General features: G+C 55.5%; 18 protein-coding genes. 10 read left to right on the top strand and 8 right to left on the bottom strand.

The genetic code is table 11. The features are described 5' to 3' along the window. The first annotated feature begins 6 nt into the window (after nt 1–6). From B9Z41_RS04125 to B9Z41_RS04115, 3 genes are read left to right on the top strand one after another with little or no spacing between them, the layout of a single operon-like run. Nucleotides 7–1,407 carry a Rieske 2Fe-2S domain-containing protein gene (locus B9Z41_RS04125; protein WP_100145360.1) on the top strand — a complete coding sequence of 467 codons (1,401 nt, stop codon included), beginning with the start codon at nt 7–9 and terminating at the stop codon, nt 1,405–1,407. Continuing rightward, the gene (locus B9Z41_RS04120) at nt 1,404–2,906 is read left to right on the top strand and encodes a glutamine synthetase family protein (RefSeq protein WP_100145358.1); all 1,503 of its coding nucleotides are present in this window, start codon (nt 1,404–1,406) and stop codon (nt 2,904–2,906) included. The genes B9Z41_RS04125 and B9Z41_RS04120 overlap by 4 nt, the downstream gene beginning before the upstream one ends. 23 nt (nt 2,907–2,929) lie before the next feature. Then, the gene (locus B9Z41_RS04115; RefSeq protein WP_100145356.1) at nt 2,930–3,259 is read left to right on the top strand and encodes a 2Fe-2S iron-sulfur cluster-binding protein; all 330 of its coding nucleotides are present in this window, start codon (nt 2,930–2,932) and stop codon (nt 3,257–3,259) included. Between the two features lie 65 nt (nt 3,260–3,324). Here the strand turns inward: B9Z41_RS04115 and ffh are convergent, their stop codons facing one another. Beyond that, nucleotides 3,325–4,710, bottom strand: a complete 1,386-nt coding sequence (ffh, locus tag B9Z41_RS04110) for a signal recognition particle protein (protein ID WP_100145354.1) — start codon at nt 4,708–4,710, stop codon at nt 3,325–3,327. A 56-nt stretch (nt 4,711–4,766) separates the two neighbouring features. On the opposite strand from ffh, the gene B9Z41_RS04105 reads away from it, so the two are divergent. The 7 genes from B9Z41_RS04105 (at nt 4,767) to B9Z41_RS04080 (ending at nt 12,073) form a co-directional block, all read left to right on the top strand. Continuing rightward, nucleotides 4,767–5,579 (top strand): inner membrane protein YpjD, encoded by an 813-nt coding sequence (locus B9Z41_RS04105; RefSeq protein ID WP_100145352.1) that lies wholly within the window; start codon nt 4,767–4,769, stop codon nt 5,577–5,579. Continuing rightward, a complete protein-coding gene (locus B9Z41_RS17025; RefSeq protein WP_108300836.1) occupies nt 5,576–5,797 on the top strand; it encodes a PP0621 family protein in 222 nt (73 codons plus the stop codon). The genes B9Z41_RS04105 and B9Z41_RS17025 overlap by 4 nt, the downstream gene beginning before the upstream one ends. 10 nt (nt 5,798–5,807) lie before the next feature. After that, on the top strand, nt 5,808–6,413 hold the full coding sequence (gene ampD, locus B9Z41_RS04100; protein WP_233202509.1) for a 1,6-anhydro-N-acetylmuramyl-L-alanine amidase AmpD: 606 nt from the start codon (nt 5,808–5,810) through the stop codon (nt 6,411–6,413). Nucleotides 6,414–6,798: 385 nt separating this feature from the next. After that, nucleotides 6,799–9,717, top strand: a complete 2,919-nt coding sequence (locus tag B9Z41_RS04095; RefSeq protein ID WP_100145348.1) for a ribonucleoside-diphosphate reductase subunit alpha — start codon at nt 6,799–6,801, stop codon at nt 9,715–9,717. Between the two features lie 97 nt (nt 9,718–9,814). Beyond that, nucleotides 9,815–11,026, top strand: coding sequence for a ribonucleotide-diphosphate reductase subunit beta (locus B9Z41_RS04090; RefSeq protein WP_100145345.1), 1,212 nt, complete (start codon nt 9,815–9,817; stop codon nt 11,024–11,026). Nucleotides 11,027–11,214: 188 nt separating this feature from the next. Continuing rightward, the gene (locus B9Z41_RS04085; protein ID WP_100145343.1) at nt 11,215–11,658 is read left to right on the top strand and encodes a histone H1-like DNA-binding protein; all 444 of its coding nucleotides are present in this window, start codon (nt 11,215–11,217) and stop codon (nt 11,656–11,658) included. A gap of 133 nt (nt 11,659–11,791) precedes the next feature. Beyond that, nucleotides 11,792–12,073 carry a DUF167 domain-containing protein gene (locus B9Z41_RS04080; protein ID WP_233202508.1) on the top strand — a complete coding sequence of 94 codons (282 nt, stop codon included), beginning with the start codon at nt 11,792–11,794 and terminating at the stop codon, nt 12,071–12,073. Here B9Z41_RS04080 and B9Z41_RS04075 read toward each other — a convergent pair. From B9Z41_RS04075 to B9Z41_RS04045, 7 genes are all read right to left on the bottom strand, one after another. After that, a complete protein-coding gene (locus B9Z41_RS04075) occupies nt 12,043–12,942 on the bottom strand; it encodes a carbohydrate kinase family protein (protein WP_100145339.1) in 900 nt (299 codons plus the stop codon). The genes B9Z41_RS04080 and B9Z41_RS04075 overlap by 31 nt on opposite strands. Nucleotides 12,943–12,958: 16 nt before the next feature. After that, on the bottom strand, nt 12,959–13,678 hold the full coding sequence (locus tag B9Z41_RS04070) for a zinc-ribbon and DUF3426 domain-containing protein (protein ID WP_100145786.1): 720 nt from the start codon (nt 13,676–13,678) through the stop codon (nt 12,959–12,961). Further along, on the bottom strand, nt 13,678–14,559 hold the full coding sequence (gene prmA / locus B9Z41_RS04065) for a 50S ribosomal protein L11 methyltransferase (RefSeq protein ID WP_100145337.1): 882 nt from the start codon (nt 14,557–14,559) through the stop codon (nt 13,678–13,680). The genes B9Z41_RS04070 and prmA overlap by 1 nt, the downstream gene beginning before the upstream one ends. Then, nucleotides 14,559–15,908, bottom strand: coding sequence for an acetyl-CoA carboxylase biotin carboxylase subunit (gene accC, locus B9Z41_RS04060; RefSeq protein ID WP_100145335.1), 1,350 nt, complete (start codon nt 15,906–15,908; stop codon nt 14,559–14,561). The genes prmA and accC overlap by 1 nt, the downstream gene beginning before the upstream one ends. 14 nt (nt 15,909–15,922) lie before the next feature. Continuing rightward, nucleotides 15,923–16,372, bottom strand: coding sequence for an acetyl-CoA carboxylase biotin carboxyl carrier protein (gene accB, locus B9Z41_RS04055; RefSeq protein WP_100145333.1), 450 nt, complete (start codon nt 16,370–16,372; stop codon nt 15,923–15,925). Nucleotides 16,373–16,457: 85 nt separating this feature from the next. Next, a complete protein-coding gene (locus tag B9Z41_RS04050; protein ID WP_100145331.1) occupies nt 16,458–16,982 on the bottom strand; it encodes a TlpA disulfide reductase family protein in 525 nt (174 codons plus the stop codon). Next, nucleotides 16,979–17,569, bottom strand: a complete 591-nt coding sequence (locus tag B9Z41_RS04045) for a hypothetical protein (protein WP_100145329.1) — start codon at nt 17,567–17,569, stop codon at nt 16,979–16,981. Before B9Z41_RS04045 ends, B9Z41_RS04050 begins: the two co-directional genes overlap by 4 nt. Nucleotides 17,570–17,596 lie beyond the last annotated feature (27 nt).

Genomic DNA, 17,596 nt, shown 5'->3' with positions numbered 1-17,596 from the left:
CAAGCCATGAAAGCAGAACTCAACGAGCGCATCACGCGCATTGGCCCGGGCACACCGTGCGGCGACTTGATGCGCCACTACTGGCAACCGGTGGCGCTGGTGGACGAGTTCAACCCCACGCTCGATGCACGCATGGGCGTGCGCCCTGTCAAGGCGGTGCGGGTGCTGGGACAAGACTTGGTGCTGTTCAAAAACGCGCAAGGCATGTTTGGCTTGCTCGACCGTGACTGTGCGCACCGGGGCGCAGACCTGGCGTTTGCACGCAACGAGGGAGATGGCCTGCGCTGCCCGTTTCACGGCTGGAAATTTGATGTGACCGGCCAATGCACCGAGACCCCGGCCGAGCCCACGGGCAGCAAGCTGTGCGCGCATGTGAAGCAACGCAGCTACCCGTTGGTGGAGCGCAGCGGCATTTTGTTTGGCTGGTTCGGACCGCAAGACAGCACGCCCCCAGCCTTTCCAGCGCTCGACTGTTTCACCGCCCCCAACAGCCACACCTTTGCCTTCAAAGGATTGTGGCAATGCAACTGGTTGCAGGCCTTTGAGGTGGGCGTGGACCCGGCGCATGCGTCGTTCTTGCACCGTTTTTTCAACGACGCGTCGTTGGACGACACCTATGGCAAACAGTTTCGCGGCGCCAGTGCTGGCGAGATTGACGGGCAACGCTGGCCCATGACCCGGGTGATGCGCGAGTTCGACCAGCCACAGATCAGCGTGGAGGCCATGCCGTTTGGCATGCGTCTGACCAGCCTCCGCCCGATGACCGAGGCCTTGACCCATGTGCGGGTGACGAATGCGATTTTTCCGCACACCTTTGTGATTCCGCTGTCTGAAACCATGACCATCACCCAGATGCATGTGCCGGTGGATGACACGCACACGTATTGGTATTCGGTGTTCACCAGTTTTGAGGGGCCGGTGGACAAAGAGGCCATGCGCAACCAACGTTTGCAAGCGATTGATTTGCCCAACTACACACCCAAATCAGGCCGTCACAACCAGTGGGGGTTTGACCCGCAAGAACAAATGACGCGCACTTACTTAGGGATGGGCGAGAACGACATCAATGTGCACGACCAATGGGCCTGCGAAAGCATGGGGCCGATTCAAGACCGCACCCGCGAGCACCTGGGCACCAGCGACAAAGCCATCATGGCCAACCGCCGCACCCTGCTGCAAGCGATTGACGATGTGGCGGCGGGCAAGCTGCCACCCGGCTTGGCCAACCCCGAGGTGGCGGCCCAGCGCATCGGCCCCGACACGGTGGACGGCATTGCACCCGCACACGACTGGCAAGCGTGGTGGCAGCACGCGGTGGTGGCCAAGCGTGCCGGCGCGCCATGGCCTGCGGCGTTGCCCACCTCGCAGGTCGATGCCGACCCACACAACGCCCAGGTCCGCGCATGAGCCCCTTCGCCACACGCTGCGGCTTAGACACCCCAGCACGACAAGCCGCCGTGGCACACGCCACACAACTGCTGCGCGCCAGCGGCATTGAGCTGGTGCGTTTGGCCTGGTGCGATGTGCATGGCGTGACACGCTGCAAAACTTTGGTGACCGAAGCCGCCATTGAAGCGCTGCACAACGGCGTCGGCATGGTGAGCACCTTGCTGCTCAAAGACACGTCCGATCGCACCGCGTTCAAGGTGTTTGAAGCCAGCATCTCCGACGAGTTGCCGGGCTTTGAATTTGCCAGTAACTTGCTGCTGATGCCCGACCCGGACAGCCTGCACATCTTGCCGTGGGCGGACAACACCGCTTGGCTGCAATGCCAGCCCTGGTTTCCCAACGCACAGCCTGTTGAGCTGGACAGTCGCTACCAATTGCAAAGCGCACTCGCACATTTGGCCGAGCAAGGTTTAGGGCTGAAGTGCGGCCTGGAAATTGAATTTCACATTTACCGTTTGCAAGACGCCACGCAGGGCAACGACCTCGACCCCGACTTGGCGGCCTGGCCAGGCCGCGCGCCTGCGGTGCACATGATTCACCCGGGCTACCGTCTGCTGTCAGAACACGACATGGACCAATGCGAGGAGCCGCTGCGCATCGTGCAGCACACCGCGCAGGGCTTGGGGTTGCCTTTGTTGTCGCTGGAAATTGAGTTCGGGCCCAGCCAAGTGGAAGCGGTGTTCAGTGCCACGGACGCACTGACGGCTGCCGACAACATGGTGCTGTTTCGCAATGGGGTGCGCCAGGCGCTGCGGCGTGCGGGCTACCACGCGACCTTCATGTGCCGCCCGCCGTTTCAACACATCATGTCCAGCGGCTGGCACTTGCACCAGTCGTTGGTGGACCTTGACAGCGGCCGCAATGCGCTGATGCGCGACGAGGCTGCGCCCCTCACCCAAGCCCATGACGCACGCCACACCCTGTCTGATGTGGGGGCGCATTATTTGGCAGGCTTGCTCGACCATGCCAAGGGCAGCACGCTGTTGTGCACGCCCACGGCCAATGGCTACGGACGTTTTCAGCCCAATGCGCTGGCCCCACAGTCCATTGTTTGGGGACGCGACAACCGAGGCGCGATGCTGCGTGTGATTGGCCAGGCAGGCGACAGCGCCACACGGATTGAAAACCGTTTGGGCGAACCCGCTGCCAACCCGTATTTGTACATGGCCTCGCAAATTCACGCGGGCTTGGCAGGCATCGCGCAACAGCGCATGCCGCCGCTGGCCACCGAAGCGCCTTATCAAACCCTGCCCGTCGACGACACGGGCAGCACACGTATTCCGAGCCACTTGGGCGAAGCCTTGAAGGCATTTCAAGCCGATGCGGCCATGGCGCAAGGTTTTGGCGACGCGTTTGTGCGCTACTACAGCCGCATCAAGCAAGCGGAGCAACAACGCTTTGAGGCCGCCGAAGACACGCTAGAGTTTCAACGCCGAGAATATTTCGGCCGCATCTGACAGCGCGCACAAGGACCATTTTTATGATTCGCATCACCCTGTTCAACCACGCCCAAGACACGCCAGGCACCACCATCGAGGCCAAGCCAGGACACAGTTTGATGAAGGCCGCCGTGTCAGCCGATATCGAGGGCGTGGCCGCCGACTGTGGCGGCACCCTGACCTGCGCCACTTGCCATGTGATGGTGCGCGAACCCTGGCTAAGCCAGTTGCCCGCCATGAGCGACGACGAAGACGGCATGCTGGACTTTGCTGCCTGCACACGCCAAGCCAACAGCCGTTTGTCGTGTCAGATCACGCTGACCGAAGCGATGGACGGTATGCAGGTGGATTTGCCGGCGAGCCAGTACTGAATCTGCAGACTGTGCTGCTGGCGCAACCAGCAGGCACAAGGCGAGCGCATCAGGGCCAAGCGGCTTCAGCGCATGCCGGGAAAGCCGCCCCCGCCCATGCCGGGCATGCCTTTCATGCCACCCATGCGCTTCATCATTTTCATGAGGCCGCCGCCGCGCATCTTCTTCATCATGTCTTGCATTTGCTCAAACTCTTTGAGCAAGCGGTTGACGTCTTGCACTTGAACACCGGCACCAGCGGCAATACGGCGCTTGCGTGTGGCTTTGATGAGGTCGGGTTTGCGGCGCTCCAGCGCGGTCATGCTGTGGATGATGCCCTGCTTGCGACCGATGTCTTTCTCGGCGCGGGTCATGTCGACTTCGCTGGCTTTGGCCGCCATCTGTGTAGGCAGTTTGTCCATCAAGCTCGACAAGCCGCCCATGGATCGCATTTGCTGAATTTGGGCCAAGAAGTCGTTCAAGTCAAAGGCGTCACCGCGCTTGACTTTATCGGCCAGCTTTTGCGCGGCCTCCATGTCGACACCGGCAGTGACTTGCTCGACCAAGGCCAAGATGTCACCCATGCCCAAGACGCGACCTGCGTGGCGTTGGGCATCGAAGAGTTCCAGGCCATCGAGTTTTTCGCTGGTACCCGCAAACTTGATGGGGGCACCCGTGATTTGGCGCACCGACAAGGCCGCGCCACCGCGTGAGTCACCATCGAGTTTGGTCAACACAATGCCAGTGAGTGGCAAAGCCTCTTTGAAGGCTTTGGCGGTGTTGATGGCGTCTTGACCTTGCATGGCATCGACCACAAACAAGGTCTCCACCGGGTTGAGCACGCGATGCAAGGTCTTGATTTCTTGCATCAACGCTTCGTCAATGGCCAAGCGGCCAGCAGTGTCAACCAGTAGCACGTCAAAGTAATGTTTGCGCGCGTAGTCGAGCGCCGCACGCGCAATGTCTTCGGGTTTTTGATCGGGGGTGCTGGGGAACCACTCAGCCCCTGCTTGTGCGGTGACGGTTTTCAACTGCTCGATGGCGGCTGGACGGTACACGTCGCCCGAGACGGTGAGCACTTTCTTTTTACGCTGATTGATGAGCCAACGTGCGAGTTTGGCAGTGGTGGTGGTTTTACCCGCGCCCTGCAAACCCGCCATCAGGATGACGGCAGGCGGTTGTGCTGCCAAGTTGAGGTCGCTCACGCCCTCGCCCATGGTGGCCGCCAGCTCTTGGTTGACGATGGCGACCAAGGCTTGGCCCGGTTGCAATGAGCCAATGACTTCTTGACCCAGGGCTTTTTCTTTCACGCGGGCAATGAAGTCACGCACCACGGGCAGGGCCACGTCGGCTTCCAGCAAGGCCATGCGCACCTCGCGCAACATGTCGGCCACGTTGCTTTCGGTGATGCGGGCCTGTCCGCTGATGTGTTTGACCAGGCGTGAGAGTTTGTCGGTGAGGGTGGAAGCCATCAATAGCCCCAAGGTGGGTTTGGTGTATGGGTCAAGCAAAACGCTAAACTTGCACCATGATTTTAGCCAGCGACGTCCCTCACAGCTTATGGCTTGGCCTGCCCACTGCGGCGGCCTATGCCTTGACGGCGCTGATGGGTCCGCGCATCGCCAGCTCAATCAGCCACCGCTTGTTGACCGTACCATGGGTCTTGCATGGGCTCGGTTTGGTGTTTGCACTGTTTGGCGCACAAGAGGGTTTTGCGCGTTTTGGTTTTGCCCCTGCTTTGTCGGTCACGGTTTGGTTGATGTTCACCTTTTATTTATTGGAGCAGCATTGGTTCCCACAGCTGCGCATCCGCTGGACACTGGCCAGCTTGGGTGCTGTGGTGGTGCTGTTGGCCGCTGTGTTTCCAGGAGCGCCCTTGCACATGGCCGCATCGCCTTGGTTGCCGTTGCATTGGGCACTGGGCATTGCCTCTTATGGTTTGTTTGCAGCCGCCGTGGTGCATGCGTGGCTGATGATGCGTGCAGAAAAAAACATGCGCTCAGGCACTGACACCCATGTGGGCCTGCCTTTGCTAACGCTGGAACGCTTGACGTTTCGCTTTGTCGCCGGCGGCTTTGCGTTGTTGACAGCCACCTTGGCTGCGGGCTGGTTGTTTGGCGACAGCTTGTATGGTGAACAAGCCGCCTGGCGCTGGAACCACAAAACGGTGTTCTCTGTTTTGTCGTGGCTGACTTTCGCAGCGCTGCTGATTGGCCGCAGCCGCTTTGGCTGGCGTGGCCGCACCGCCGTGCGCATGCTGTACATCGGTTCTGGCTTGTTGCTACTGGGCTATGCCGGTTCCCGCTTTGTGCTGGAAGTGGTGTTGGGCAGAAGCCTATGAAATACCTGATCTTGCTGGTGATGGTATTGGGAGGTATCTGGTGGATTCGCCAGCAACGCCCGCAACACACGGAGACCAAAAAGTCGCGTCAACCCTCTGGTCCTCAAACGATGGTGACTTGCGCCCAATGTGGCGTACACCTGCCAGAAAGCGATGCGGTGCGAGGCCTGCAAGGTGTGTATTGCAGCGAAGCACATCGCCAGCAGGCGCAAGGTTGAGGGCCACACCTTGACGGTTGATACGCTGTGGCGCCAAGGCTGGTACCAGTTTGCCCGGCACATCCATTCACCCAACTTTGGGCCACGCCCACCAGGTGCTGAGGTGGATTTGGTGGTGGTCCATGCCATCAGCTTGCCGCCAGGGCAGTACGGCGGCCCCGAAGTGCAGGCCTTGTTCACCAATACCCTGGACTGGGACGCCCATCCTTACTTTGCGCACATTCGTGGCATGGAGGTGTCGGCCCACTTCTTGATCCGGCGCAATGGTGACCTGGTGCAGTTTGTCAGTTGTGATGACCGGGCCTGGCATGCAGGACGCTCGCACTACCGGGGACGCGACGATTGCAACAACGACTCGATTGGGGTTGAACTCGAAGGCCTGGATGGCCAGCGTTTTGAAGAACCACAGTACGAAACGCTGGGGCACCTGACCACAGCCATCGCACAACACTATCCAATTGCACACATAGCGGGACACGAACACGTGGCGCCTGGGCGCAAACAAGACCCAGGTGCTGGCTTTGAGTGGCGGTTTTTGCAACAGTACTTGGGTTGGCCGGACAGGTGTTTTCCCGAAAATATTTTTCTTTCATCGACAGAAGAAAAAAAATCCTAAGCCCTTTCGCGTGCACCTGCGCTGTGCGCTGCTGATTCACCGTATTTCACATCCCATGTCTGCATGGGCATTGGCGCGTCAAACATGCCCCAAAGGCCCATAAATCAAGCGTTTCATTTGCACACCCGCATGCCGATTGGGCCCGGATTGCATGCGCCAAAAATGTACCTGGGGCTATGACACAACACCCGCCACAAGAAATCAATTTCTACACCTTAAAACACTACCCCTAGTGTCTTGAAGGGTGGTTCAACACCAGATATAGTGTGTCCTGTTGATGGCGCACTTTGCTACAAAGTGCGCATCCAAGGTACCTCAGGCAGACAAAACACGCACGCTGCCAAGACCACCAGCAACGTCTAGATATAACAAGGAAGAACACGTCATGCAAATCGCTGAAACTGCGGCATCTACTGCCAGCACAAGCCACCAATCGACACCTCAAGACAGGGTCGCTTCAGACAACGTCTCGATGTTGACGCACTACCAAATCATTCGCCGCAATGGCGCTGTGGTGCCATTCGAACCGGCCAAGATTGCGGTAGCGATGATGAAAGCGTTTTTGGCGGTGCATGGCACGCAAGGCGCGGCATCAGCCAGCGTACGCGAAGTGGTGGATTCACTCACGCAAGGTGTGGTGCGTGCGCTGATGCGCTCACGCCCAGGCGGTGGCACGTTCCATATTGAAGACGTGCAAGACCAGGTGGAGTTGGGCTTGATGCGCGGTGGTCATCACGAAATCGCGCGTGCGTATGTGCTGTACCGCGAGCGTCGTACCCAGGAACGTGCACATACCAAAGAACAACAAACTCCCGCCGTACCTGCGCTGCATGTGATCGATGGCGGACAACGTGTCCCCCTTGACCTGAACCATCTGCAAGGCTTGATCCATGACGCATGCACGGGCTTGGGCGCAGATGTCAAGCCCGAACCCATCATGGCAGAGACCATGCGCAACCTGTATGACGGTGTGCCTATGGACGAGGTGTACAAGGCCGCCATTTTGGCGACTCGTACGTTGATCGAAAAAGACCCTGACTACACCTATGCCACCGCACGTTTGTTGATGCACACCATCGTGCGCGAAGTGTTGGGCCAAGAAGTGGCTCACTCGGACATGGATCAACACTATGCCGACTACTTCCCACAATTCATCAAGAAGGGTGTGGACAACGACTTACTGGATGAGCGCCTGTTGCAATTTGATTTGAAGCGTTTGGGTCTGGCACTCAAAGCCGACCGTGACTTGAAGTTTGATTACCTGGGTCTGCAAACGCTGTATGACCGCTATTTCCTGCACGTGCGCAAACAACGCATTGAGCTGCCGCAAGCCTTCTTCATGCGCGTGGCCATGGGCTTGTCGCTGGACGAAATTGACCGTGAAGCCCGCGCCATTGAGTTCTACGAAGTTTTGTCATCGTTCGACTTCATGTCGAGTACCCCGACGCTGTTCAACAGCGGCACGTTGCGCTCACAGCTCTCTAGCTGCTACTTGACCACGGTGCCCGATCACTTGGACGGTATTTATGAGTCGATCAAAGAAAACGCCCTGCTGTCCAAATTTGCAGGCGGCTTGGGTAACGACTGGACACGTGTGCGTGCTTTGGGCAGCCACATCAAAGGCACCAATGGCGAGTCACAAGGTGTGGTGCCTTTCCTGAAGGTGGTCAATGACACCGCCGTGGCCGTCAACCAAGGTGGCAAACGCAAAGGTGCTGTGTGCACCTACTTGGAAACTTGGCACTTGGACATAGAAGAGTTCCTGGAACTGCGCAAAAACACCGGTGATGACCGCCGCCGCACCCACGACATGAACACGGCCAACTGGATTCCTGATTTGTTCATGCGTCGCGTGATGGAAAAGGGTGAGTGGACCTTGTTCTCCCCTTCTGATGTGCCTGATCTGCACGATCTGTTTGGCTCAGCGTTCGAGAAAGCCTATGTGGCTTACGAAGAAAAGGCACGCCGCGGCGAAATCAAACCTAGCAAAACAGTGCAAGCCACAGACATGTGGCGCAAGATGCTCTCCATGCTGTTTGAAACTGGCCATCCCTGGATCACTTTCAAAGATGCATGCAACGTGCGTTCACCCCAACAACATGCAGGCGTGGTGCACTCGTCCAACTTGTGTACAGAGATCACGCTCAACACCAGCGACACCGAAACAGCGGTGTGTAACCTGGGTTCGGTGAACCTGTCGCAGCACTTGAAAGACGGCCCCAACGGCAAAGAGCTCGACCACGACAAACTCAAACGCACCATCACAGTCGCCATGCGCATGCTCGACAACGTGATCGACATCAACTACTACGCAGTGAAAAAAGCGCGTGACTCCAACCTGCGCCACCGCCCCGTGGGCTTGGGCGTGATGTCATTCCAAGACAGCTTGTATGAAATGCGCATTCCTTACGCATCACAAGCGGCGGTGGAGTTTGCCGACACATCGATGGAAGCGATTTGCTACTACGCTTACTGGGCATCGACCGAGTTGGCCAAAGAGCGCGGCAAGTACTCCAGCTACAAAGGTTCTCTGTGGGATCGTGGCCTGTTGCCCCTCGACACTTTGGACATGTTGGCCAAAGAGCGCGGCGGCTATGTGGAAGTGGACCGCTCAGCCACGCTGGACTGGGATGCACTGCGCAAAAAGATTGCACAAGACGGCATGCGCAACTCCAACTGCGTGGCCATTGCACCGACGGCAACCATCTCCAACATCATTGGCGTGGACGCTTCGATCGAACCTTGCTTTGGCAACCTCTCGGTCAAGTCCAACTTGTCGGGTGAATTCACGGTGATCAACAGCTACTTGGTGCGTGACTTGAAACGCTTAGGTCTGTGGGATGACGTGATGGTGATGGACCTGAAACACTTTGATGGTTCGCTGCGACCCATTGACCGCGTGCCACAAGAAATCAAAGCTCTGTATGCCACTGCTTTTGAAGTCGAAGCCACCTGGTTGGTTGAAGCGGCTGCACGTCGCCAAAAATGGATCGACCAAGCACAGTCGCTCAACATCTACATGGCCGGCGCATCGGGCAAGAAGCTCGACGAGACCTACAAGCTCGCATGGTTGCGCGGCTTGAAGACCACGTACTACCTGCGCACATCCAGCGCACAACAAGTGGAGAAATCCACTGTACAAGCAGGCTCGCACAACGCGGTGTCTTCCAGCGGTGCCAGCACCAGTGGCATGAGTGCGCTCGAAGCAGCAGCCGCTGCTGCGCAAGCACAGATGAATGCCATCCCTGCCACTGACATCAAGTTCTGTGGTGTGGACGATCCCACCTGCGAATCGTGTCAGTGATTTTTTGCAATTGAGCAACAAAAATAAGCAACGAAGTGAATCAACGCTTTGCGTTTCTCTTCGTTGCATTCATAATTAGCGTATTGGAAAATTTTCTATGTTGACCTGGGACGAAGAAGTCAAGCCCTCATCGCCATCACCTTTAGCAAGCGGCACAACTGCCAGCTCGATGGAATTCCCACCTCTTTCTGCAGCACAAGCCACACAGCCTGCTGCCGCAGTTCGCACGCTCAATGACGGTGCAACGGCACCTACATCTCCCACACCATCTATTGCCACTGCGACCAGCGAGCGTCGCGTGAACGCTGCCGACAAGCGCATCATCAATGGCCAAACGGATGTGAACCAGTTGGTTCCTTTCAAATACAAATGGGCTTGGGAAAAGTACCTCGCCACATGTGCCAACCACTGGATGCCACAAGAAGTGAACATGACGCGTGACATCGCGTTGTGGAAAGATCCCAATGGCTTGAGCGACGACGAGCGCCGCCTGATCAAACGCAACTTGGGTTTCTTCGTGACGGCCGACTCTTTGGCTGCCAACAACATTGTGTTGGGTACCTACCGTCACATCACAGCGCCTGAATGCCGTCAGTTCTTATTGCGTCAAGCGTTTGAAGAAGCCATTCACACCCATGCCTATCAATACATTGTGGAATCATTGGGCTTGGATGAGTCTGAGATCTTCAATGCCTACCATGAAGTGCAATCGATCCGCGATAAAGATGAGTTCCTGATCCCGTTCATCGACGCGATCATGAACCCCAACTTTCACACGGGCACGCAAGAGACCGATCAAACATTGCTGAAGTCGTTGATCGTGTTTGCCTGCTTGATGGAAGGCTTGTTCTTCTACGTAGGTTTCACCCAAATTCTGGCTTTGGGACGTCAAAACAAAATGACTGGCGCAGCTGAGCAGTACCAATACATCTTGCGTGACGAGTCCATGCACTGCAACTTTGGCATTGACTTGATCAATACCATCAAGCTTGAAAACCCACAGTTGTGGACGGCTGAGTTCAAAACTGAAATCAAGGCGCTGTTCATGAAGGCGGTTGAACTGGAATACCGCTATGCCGAAGACACCATGCCACGTGGCGTTCTGGGCTTGAATGCATCGATGTTCAAGGGTTACTTGCGCTACATCGCCAACCGCCGTGCCACACAAATTGGCTTGGAGCAGTTGTTCCCCAATGAAGAGAACCCTTTCCCTTGGATGAGCGAGATGATCGACCTCAAGAAGGAACGCAATTTCTTTGAAACCCGTGTGATCGAGTACCAATCAGGTGGCGCTCTGTCCTGGGATTGATATCACACACACTATGTCACCCAATTTGTCCGTCACAGACACAAACACCCACTTCGAGGTGATGTGCCGGACTCACTGTGTTCATGGGGTTGGACCCGGGTCCAGCGCCATGAATCGCTTTGCATGCTCCAACAGATGCGAAGTGCTTTTCACCCAATGATCTCAACTTGATCTAGGAGAACATAAAAATGGCAACTGCAAAAAAACCGGCCGCTAAAAAGGCCCCCGCAAAGAAAGCTGTTGTGGCCAAAAAGCCCGCAGCCAAGAAAGTAGCCGCTAAAAAGCCAGCAGCTAAAAAAGTAGCAGCCAAAAAGCCAGCAGCTAAAAAAGTTGCAGCTAAGAAGCCTGTTGCTAAAAAAGTAGCGGCCAAAAAGCCAGCAGCTAAAAAAGTTGCAGCTAAGAAGCCTGTTGCTAAAAAAGCAGCCGCTAAAAAGCCAGCAGCCAAAAAGGTTGCAGCCAAGAAAGTAGCGAAAAAAGCTGCTGCCAAAAAACCAGCTGCTAAAAAGCCTGCTGCCAAGAAAGCCGCCAAAAAACCAGCCGCCAAGAAAGCTGCGAAAGCACCCGCTGCCCCTGCGCAGACGACGCTGAACCCCCAAGCTGCGTGGCCATTCCCGACCGCCAGCAAGCCCTGATTTCAGTATCAGTGGCGACGGTTCTCCGTCAGCTCAAGCCCGAAGCCGCAAGGCCTCGGGCTTTTTATTTAGCCTCGTCATGCCTTTACCCAAACTGAGCTTTTTGCGAACGGACAAAGATGGAAGTGTCATCGTGGATATTCACGTGATTCCCAATGCCACACGTACCCAGGCGGATGGGTTGCACGATGGTGCGTTACGTGTGCGTTTACATGCACCACCGGTAGATGGCAAAGCCAACTTGGCATTGATGGCATGGTTGGCAAGCACCTTGCAAGTGGCCAAAAGCCATATCAGTTTGGCACGTGGGCAAACATCTAAACGCAAACAGTTGCGTGTGAGTGCTGCCGTGAGCAGCCATGCGAACTGGTCGGCACTGCGCGATCAAGCCACAGACAAACCGTCAACGCTGTAGTTTTGTGGGCCACGTTGTGCAATTTTCAGGGCGCCCACCTGATTGCCCAAAGCTGCACATTTGGCAAGTGACCAGCCTTGCTCAAGGCCAAACAACAAAGCACCGCGCCACGCATCGCCACACCCTGTGGGATCTACCACTGCTTGTGCTTTGACGGGTGGGAGCAGCGTTTTTTCACCATCGATCCAGACTTCACATCCTTCAGCCCCCAAAGTCACGACCAAGCCTTGGACACGGCGCGAGATATCCGCACTGCTCAGGCCTGTGCGGTCACAGAGCATCTTGCCTTCGTAGTCGTTGACCGTGACCCAGGTGGATTGGTCGATGAAACGCGCCAACTCAACACCGTCAAACATGGGCAAGCCTTGACCTGGATCGAATACAAAAGGAATGTCGGCTGCGTTGAATTGCTCGGCATGCTGCAACATCGCATCACGTCCGTCGGGAGAAATGATGCCTAACTTGATATCGCCACGCTTTTCGATACGTGTGGTGTGCGCCTGCATCATGGCGCCTGGATGGAAAGCCGTGATTTGGTTGTTGTCATGATCGGTCATGATCATGGCCTGTGCAGTGTATGCCCCTTCAACTTGACGCACATATTCAGTGGCAATGCCCAAGTTTTTCAAACGCTGCAAATAGTCCGTGCCGTCAATGCCCAAAGTGGCCATGGGCAAGGGTGTACCGCCTAAGATTTTCAAACTATAGGCAATGTTGCCAGCACAACCACCATAGTCGCGACGCAGGGCAGGCACTAAAAAAGATACGTTCAAAATGTGCAGCTGTTCGGGCAAGATTTGCTCAGCAAAGCGGCCCTCAAAGCTCATGATGGAGTCAAACGCGAGCGAGCCGCAAATCAGCGATGCCATAAAACTACTTTCTCAATCAAGGGTAAAAAATCAGCGCGCGAAAACCTGACACATGCTCACTGATGTCAGCATCCAAATCAAAGTTCAAGGTCGAGCGCACATCACGCAAAGCTGTCATCTGCGATGACAACGCCATTTCCTCGGTGGAGAACACGCGCCTGACCACCACCTGGTCTTGCAAATCAGTGAGGTTCAGCTCTAAATAAGGAGTGGCAACCGGATGATGCTGGGTGTTACGCAAGCGAATTTGCAAGGTGTAACCACCTTCTAGATTCTCACTGAAGCTGGTGTTTTCAATCTGAACAGCATCTAGCTCACGTGGCCACGTCACCTCACACGCCACCGGCGCGCACAAAGCCTCCAAGATGGGCTTCAAGGCAGGCTCTTCTGCGGCCAAGACGTGGCGCTGTGACAAAACGATTTGCCAAATCAAAAGGAGCAACAACAGCGCGTTTAATGCCAGCCACGTAGGCCAACGCGTTGACACAGCTTGTGCATGACCCGAGACGCTGTCAGCTTTTTTGTCCTGCGCAAACAGCTTGTCTTGAGATTTGGATGACGCCTGCTCTGACGTGATCAATGACGCTGCTTCTGGCAAAGGATTGGGCGTGAAATGCCGTTGCGCTTCAAACACCGCACCACACCGACCACACCGTACCCACCCACTGGCCAACGCCAATTGTTCAGGCGTCACCTTGAAAGCGGTGCTGCATTCGGGGCAGTGGGTGATATCCATCAGCAGTGTGCGGTCATCAAAATCCAGCCATCTTCACTGTCGCTGACTTGCAAAGTGCAATAAGGCGCATAAGCATCCTTCAATTCTTGAGCTTGGCGCTCCAAGATACCTGCCAGCACCAAATGCCCACCAGCTTGCACGTGTTGTCGCAACAGTGGCGCCAACATCTTCAATGGTGTCGCCAAGATATTGGCCAACACTGTGTCGTAGACGCCTGTCGCCTTGTCAGGGAAACCCGCATTGAGCTGCACACGATTGGCCTCAGCGTTGAGCACAGTGGAGGTGACCGCCGCTTCGTCGATATCCACCGCGTCGACAGTCTGTGCACCATGAAGCACAGCACCAATGGCCAAAATGCCAGAACCGCAACCGTAGTCCAACACGCGTTGTTGCGACACATCGTGCGTCGCAATCCAACGCAAACACATGCGGGTGGTCGGATGCGTGCCTGTGCCAAACGCGAGACCGGGGTCTAAACGAATGACTTTGCGCGCTTGCTCGGGTGGCTCGTGCCAAGTGGGAACAATCCAAAACTCTGGCGTGATTTCCACAGGAGAAAATTGCGATTGCGTCAAACGCACCCAATCTTGATCGGCAACTTCTTGCACGCCCAGGTGTTGGCAGCCAGCAAAAAAGTCTTGCACACTCAACAAATGGGCGGCTTCATCGGCTGCTGCACCTTCCGGAAACAAAGCGATGATGCGTGAACGCTGCCAGCCTTCTTTGGGTGGAGGCATGCCGGGTTCACCAAACAAGGCTTGCTCGGCATCGGTTTGGGCATCCGCATCTTCCACAGACACGCTGAGCGCGTCCAAGGCATCCAGCGCATCGCATACCGCTTCCACCTGGTTCTCAGGACACAGAAGACGTAACTCAACCATCAACGTTTGTGAGCGGCAAGCCACTCTTCCAAGTAATGGATGTTGGTGCCACCCGCCATGAATTTGGCATCCACCATCAACTCGCGGTGCAAGGGCACGTTGGTGTTGATACCTTCCACCAAGGTCTCCGCCAAGGCTGTGCGCATACGCGCCAAGGCTTGGTCGCGCGTGTCACCGTGCACAATGATTTTGCCAATCATCGAGTCATAGTTAGGCGGCACAAAGTAGTTGGTGTACGCATGAGAATCCACCCGCACACCTGGGCCACCAGGTGCATGCCACATGGTGATGCGACCCGGCGAAGGCGTGAACTTGAATGGGTCTTCAGCGTTGATGCGGCACTCAATGGCGTGGCCGCGGATCACGATGTCACGCTGAGTGAAAGGTAGTTTCAAGCCAGCAGCCACCATGATTTGCGTTTTAACGATGTCAATGCCCGTGATGTACTCCGTCACGGGGTGTTCGACCTGAACGCGGGTGTTCATCTCAATGAAATAGAACTCTCCGTTTTCATACAAGAACTCAAACGTACCTGCACCGCGATAACCAATCTTTTTACAAGCTGCCACACAACGCTCACCAATTTTCTCAATCAGTTTGCGTGGAATGCCGGGCGCCGGCGCTTCTTCAATCACTTTTTGGTGACGACGCTGCATCGAACAATCACGCTCTCCCAAATACACCGCGTTCTTGAACTTGTCGGCCAGGATTTGAACTTCGATGTGCCGTGGGTTCTGGAGGAATTTCTCCATGTACACCGCAGGATTACCAAATGCAGCACCCGCTTCAGCCTTGGTCATTTGCACGGCATTGATCAAAGCCGCTTCTGTATGGACCACGCGCATACCACGACCACCGCCGCCGCCAGCAGCTTTGATGATGACTGGGTAACCGACGGTCTTGGCAATACGACGGATCTGAGCCGGGTCATCTGGCAACTCGCCTTCAGAACCAGGCACACAAGGCACCCCCGCTTTGATCATGGCTTGCTTGGCCGACACCTTGTCGCCCATGATGCGAATCGATTCCGGTGTCGGTCCAATAAATTGGAATCCACTCTTTTCCACCCGTTCGGCAAAGTCAGCGTTTTCGCTCAAAAAGCCATAGCCCGGGTGTATGGCCTCAGCATCGGTGACTTCAGCCGCCGCAATGATGGCGGGCATGTTGAGATAACTCAAAGGAGAGGCTGCAGGACCAATACAGACCGCTTCGTCGGCTAATTTCACGTATTTAGCGTCTCGATCGGCTTCGGAATACACCATCACCGCTTGTACACCCAGCTCGCGACAAGCACGTTGGATGCGCAAGGCGATTTCGCCTCGGTTGGCAATCAGAATTTTTTTGAACATGGAAGCGTCGCCCGTTATTCGATCACGAACAATGGTGCGCCGTATTCCACAGCCTGCCCGTTTTGAGCCAAGATTTGGGTGATGGTGCCAGACTTGTCTGCTTCGATCTCGTTCAAGATCTTCATGGCTTCAATGATGCAAATGGTTTCGCCTTCTTTGACTTGGCTGCCAATTTCCACAAAAGCTTTGGAGCCTGGGCTTGATGAGCGGTAGAAGGTACCGACCATAGGCGACTTCACGGTATGTCCAGCAGGCGCTTCAGGAACCACCACAGCAGGGGCGGCTGCCACAGCAACAGGCGCAGGTGCAGCAGCCACCGGAGCGGCCACAGAAGTCACCATCGCCACAGGAGTTGGAGCACTCTTGACAATTCTGACCTTACCTTCTGCCTCGGTGATTTCGAGTTCAGAGACATTCGAGTCCGAGACCAGGTCGATCAACGTCTTGAGTTTTCTCAAATCCATAACTACATCCTATTTGTTGCGAAAGACCTCTGAATTTACACCAAAAATCGATTGAGAGACTTGGAATAAGTTTGAAAATACAAATTCAAGCCCAGTTTTTCACATCATCTTCGGTTAATTTACCGATTTTTCTCTGTTTGAGCTGCCCTTGCGCATCCAGCACCACCGTGAATGGCAAGCCGCCTTCTGGATTACCCAAAGACTTAGACAGCTCAGTCCCTCCCAAACCAGCCAAACCTATTGGATAGCTCACCGGGAATTGCGCTAAAAATTTACGTACCTGACTGGGCTGATCAATGGCCAATCCCAGAACTTGCCACTCTTTAGCTGAATTTTCCCGAAAAAAGCGATCCAATAGAGGCATCTCCTCCACGCAAGGAGGGCACCATGTAGCCCAAAAATTCAACACCAGGCTTTTCCCCTGAAAAGCCTTCAAATGCAATGTGTCTTGGGTTGGCGTCTGAAATTCAGCTCCCCATAAACCATCTAAGGCCTCTTTAGATACCTCTGCCAATTGATGTCGGTGCCAGGCTACACCCACACCAGTCAGCCCTGCCGCCGCAGCCACCCCCGCATACAAAGCATATCGGCGTGATGTATTCATCGTCATTTAACTTCCTCAATCAATCTTTTTAATGCGAACAAATCGCCACGCGAGCTACGACCTTGCGTATCCAACTTCAACGCACCACGGAGGTCATCACGGTCATAAATCATCAAATGCACCAGGGTCCGCTGGCTTAAACCAGGACAGGAACACACCATGCTCAAGGCATCGACCGTTTCACCCTGAAACCCCTGAACTGTGCTGACTTCGTAGCGAACTTGATGATCAATGAGCCGAATTTCTGCCGATTTGGGATCATCGCAAAACAACTGCAGGTAAATATCAGACAAAGCAGTCGCAGTACCACGCCATACTGCACCGCTGAGGTGGGGCCTAAATTCAGCCAGACGCTCCATCCACACCACCGCGAGTTGTCGCAACGCAGCCAATTCGGCGGGCTGGCTGTCGGCACAAAACACATCGATGTAGTCACGCACCTCGGCTTCAACCACATCATTGCCAGGCAATGCCGTGCGTGCAGGCAAGCCCATCTGCTTGAGGGCACGACGTTTGGCCGAGCCGTATTCCAAGCCTTCTTCCACCACCATGCGAGCAGCGGTTGCGGCGATCTCTTGAGACAGACTATTCATAAGTTGGCCATTGTCCCCCACCTAAAA

Source organism: Limnohabitans sp. JirII-31, from assembly GCF_002778315.1.
Lineage (GTDB): Bacteria > Pseudomonadota > Gammaproteobacteria > Burkholderiales > Burkholderiaceae_C > Limnohabitans.
This window is presented reverse-complemented; position numbering and strand designations above follow the sequence as displayed.

Bases quoted from the DNA above. Each gene is read 5' to 3' on its own strand.
- B9Z41_RS04120 (WP_100145358.1), top strand. From the start codon at position 1,404: ATGAGCCCCTTCGCCACACGCTGCGGCTTAGACACCCCAGCACGACAA.
- accC (WP_100145335.1), bottom strand. From the start codon at position 15,908: ATGTTCAAAAAAATTCTGATTGCCAACCGAGGCGAAATCGCCTTGCGC.
- B9Z41_RS04070 (WP_100145786.1), bottom strand. From the start codon at position 13,678: ATGGATATCACCCACTGCCCCGAATGCAGCACCGCTTTCAAGGTGACG.
- B9Z41_RS04090 (WP_100145345.1), top strand. From the start codon at position 9,815: ATGTTGACCTGGGACGAAGAAGTCAAGCCCTCATCGCCATCACCTTTA.
- accB (WP_100145333.1), bottom strand. From the start codon at position 16,372: ATGGATTTGAGAAAACTCAAGACGTTGATCGACCTGGTCTCGGACTCG.
- prmA (WP_100145337.1), bottom strand. From the start codon at position 14,559: ATGGTTGAGTTACGTCTTCTGTGTCCTGAGAACCAGGTGGAAGCGGTA.
- B9Z41_RS04095 (WP_100145348.1), top strand. From the start codon at position 6,799: ATGCAAATCGCTGAAACTGCGGCATCTACTGCCAGCACAAGCCACCAA.
- B9Z41_RS04105 (WP_100145352.1), top strand. From the start codon at position 4,767: ATGATTTTAGCCAGCGACGTCCCTCACAGCTTATGGCTTGGCCTGCCC.
- B9Z41_RS04115 (WP_100145356.1), top strand. From the start codon at position 2,930: ATGATTCGCATCACCCTGTTCAACCACGCCCAAGACACGCCAGGCACC.
- B9Z41_RS04045 (WP_100145329.1), bottom strand. From the start codon at position 17,569: ATGAATAGTCTGTCTCAAGAGATCGCCGCAACCGCTGCTCGCATGGTG.
- ffh (WP_100145354.1), bottom strand. From the start codon at position 4,710: ATGGCTTCCACCCTCACCGACAAACTCTCACGCCTGGTCAAACACATC.
- B9Z41_RS04125 (WP_100145360.1), top strand. From the start codon at position 7: ATGAAAGCAGAACTCAACGAGCGCATCACGCGCATTGGCCCGGGCACA.
- B9Z41_RS17025 (WP_108300836.1), top strand. From the start codon at position 5,576: ATGAAATACCTGATCTTGCTGGTGATGGTATTGGGAGGTATCTGGTGG.
- B9Z41_RS04085 (WP_100145343.1), top strand. From the start codon at position 11,215: ATGGCAACTGCAAAAAAACCGGCCGCTAAAAAGGCCCCCGCAAAGAAA.
- B9Z41_RS04075 (WP_100145339.1), bottom strand. From the start codon at position 12,942: ATGGCATCGCTGATTTGCGGCTCGCTCGCGTTTGACTCCATCATGAGC.
- B9Z41_RS04050 (WP_100145331.1), bottom strand. From the start codon at position 16,982: ATGACGATGAATACATCACGCCGATATGCTTTGTATGCGGGGGTGGCT.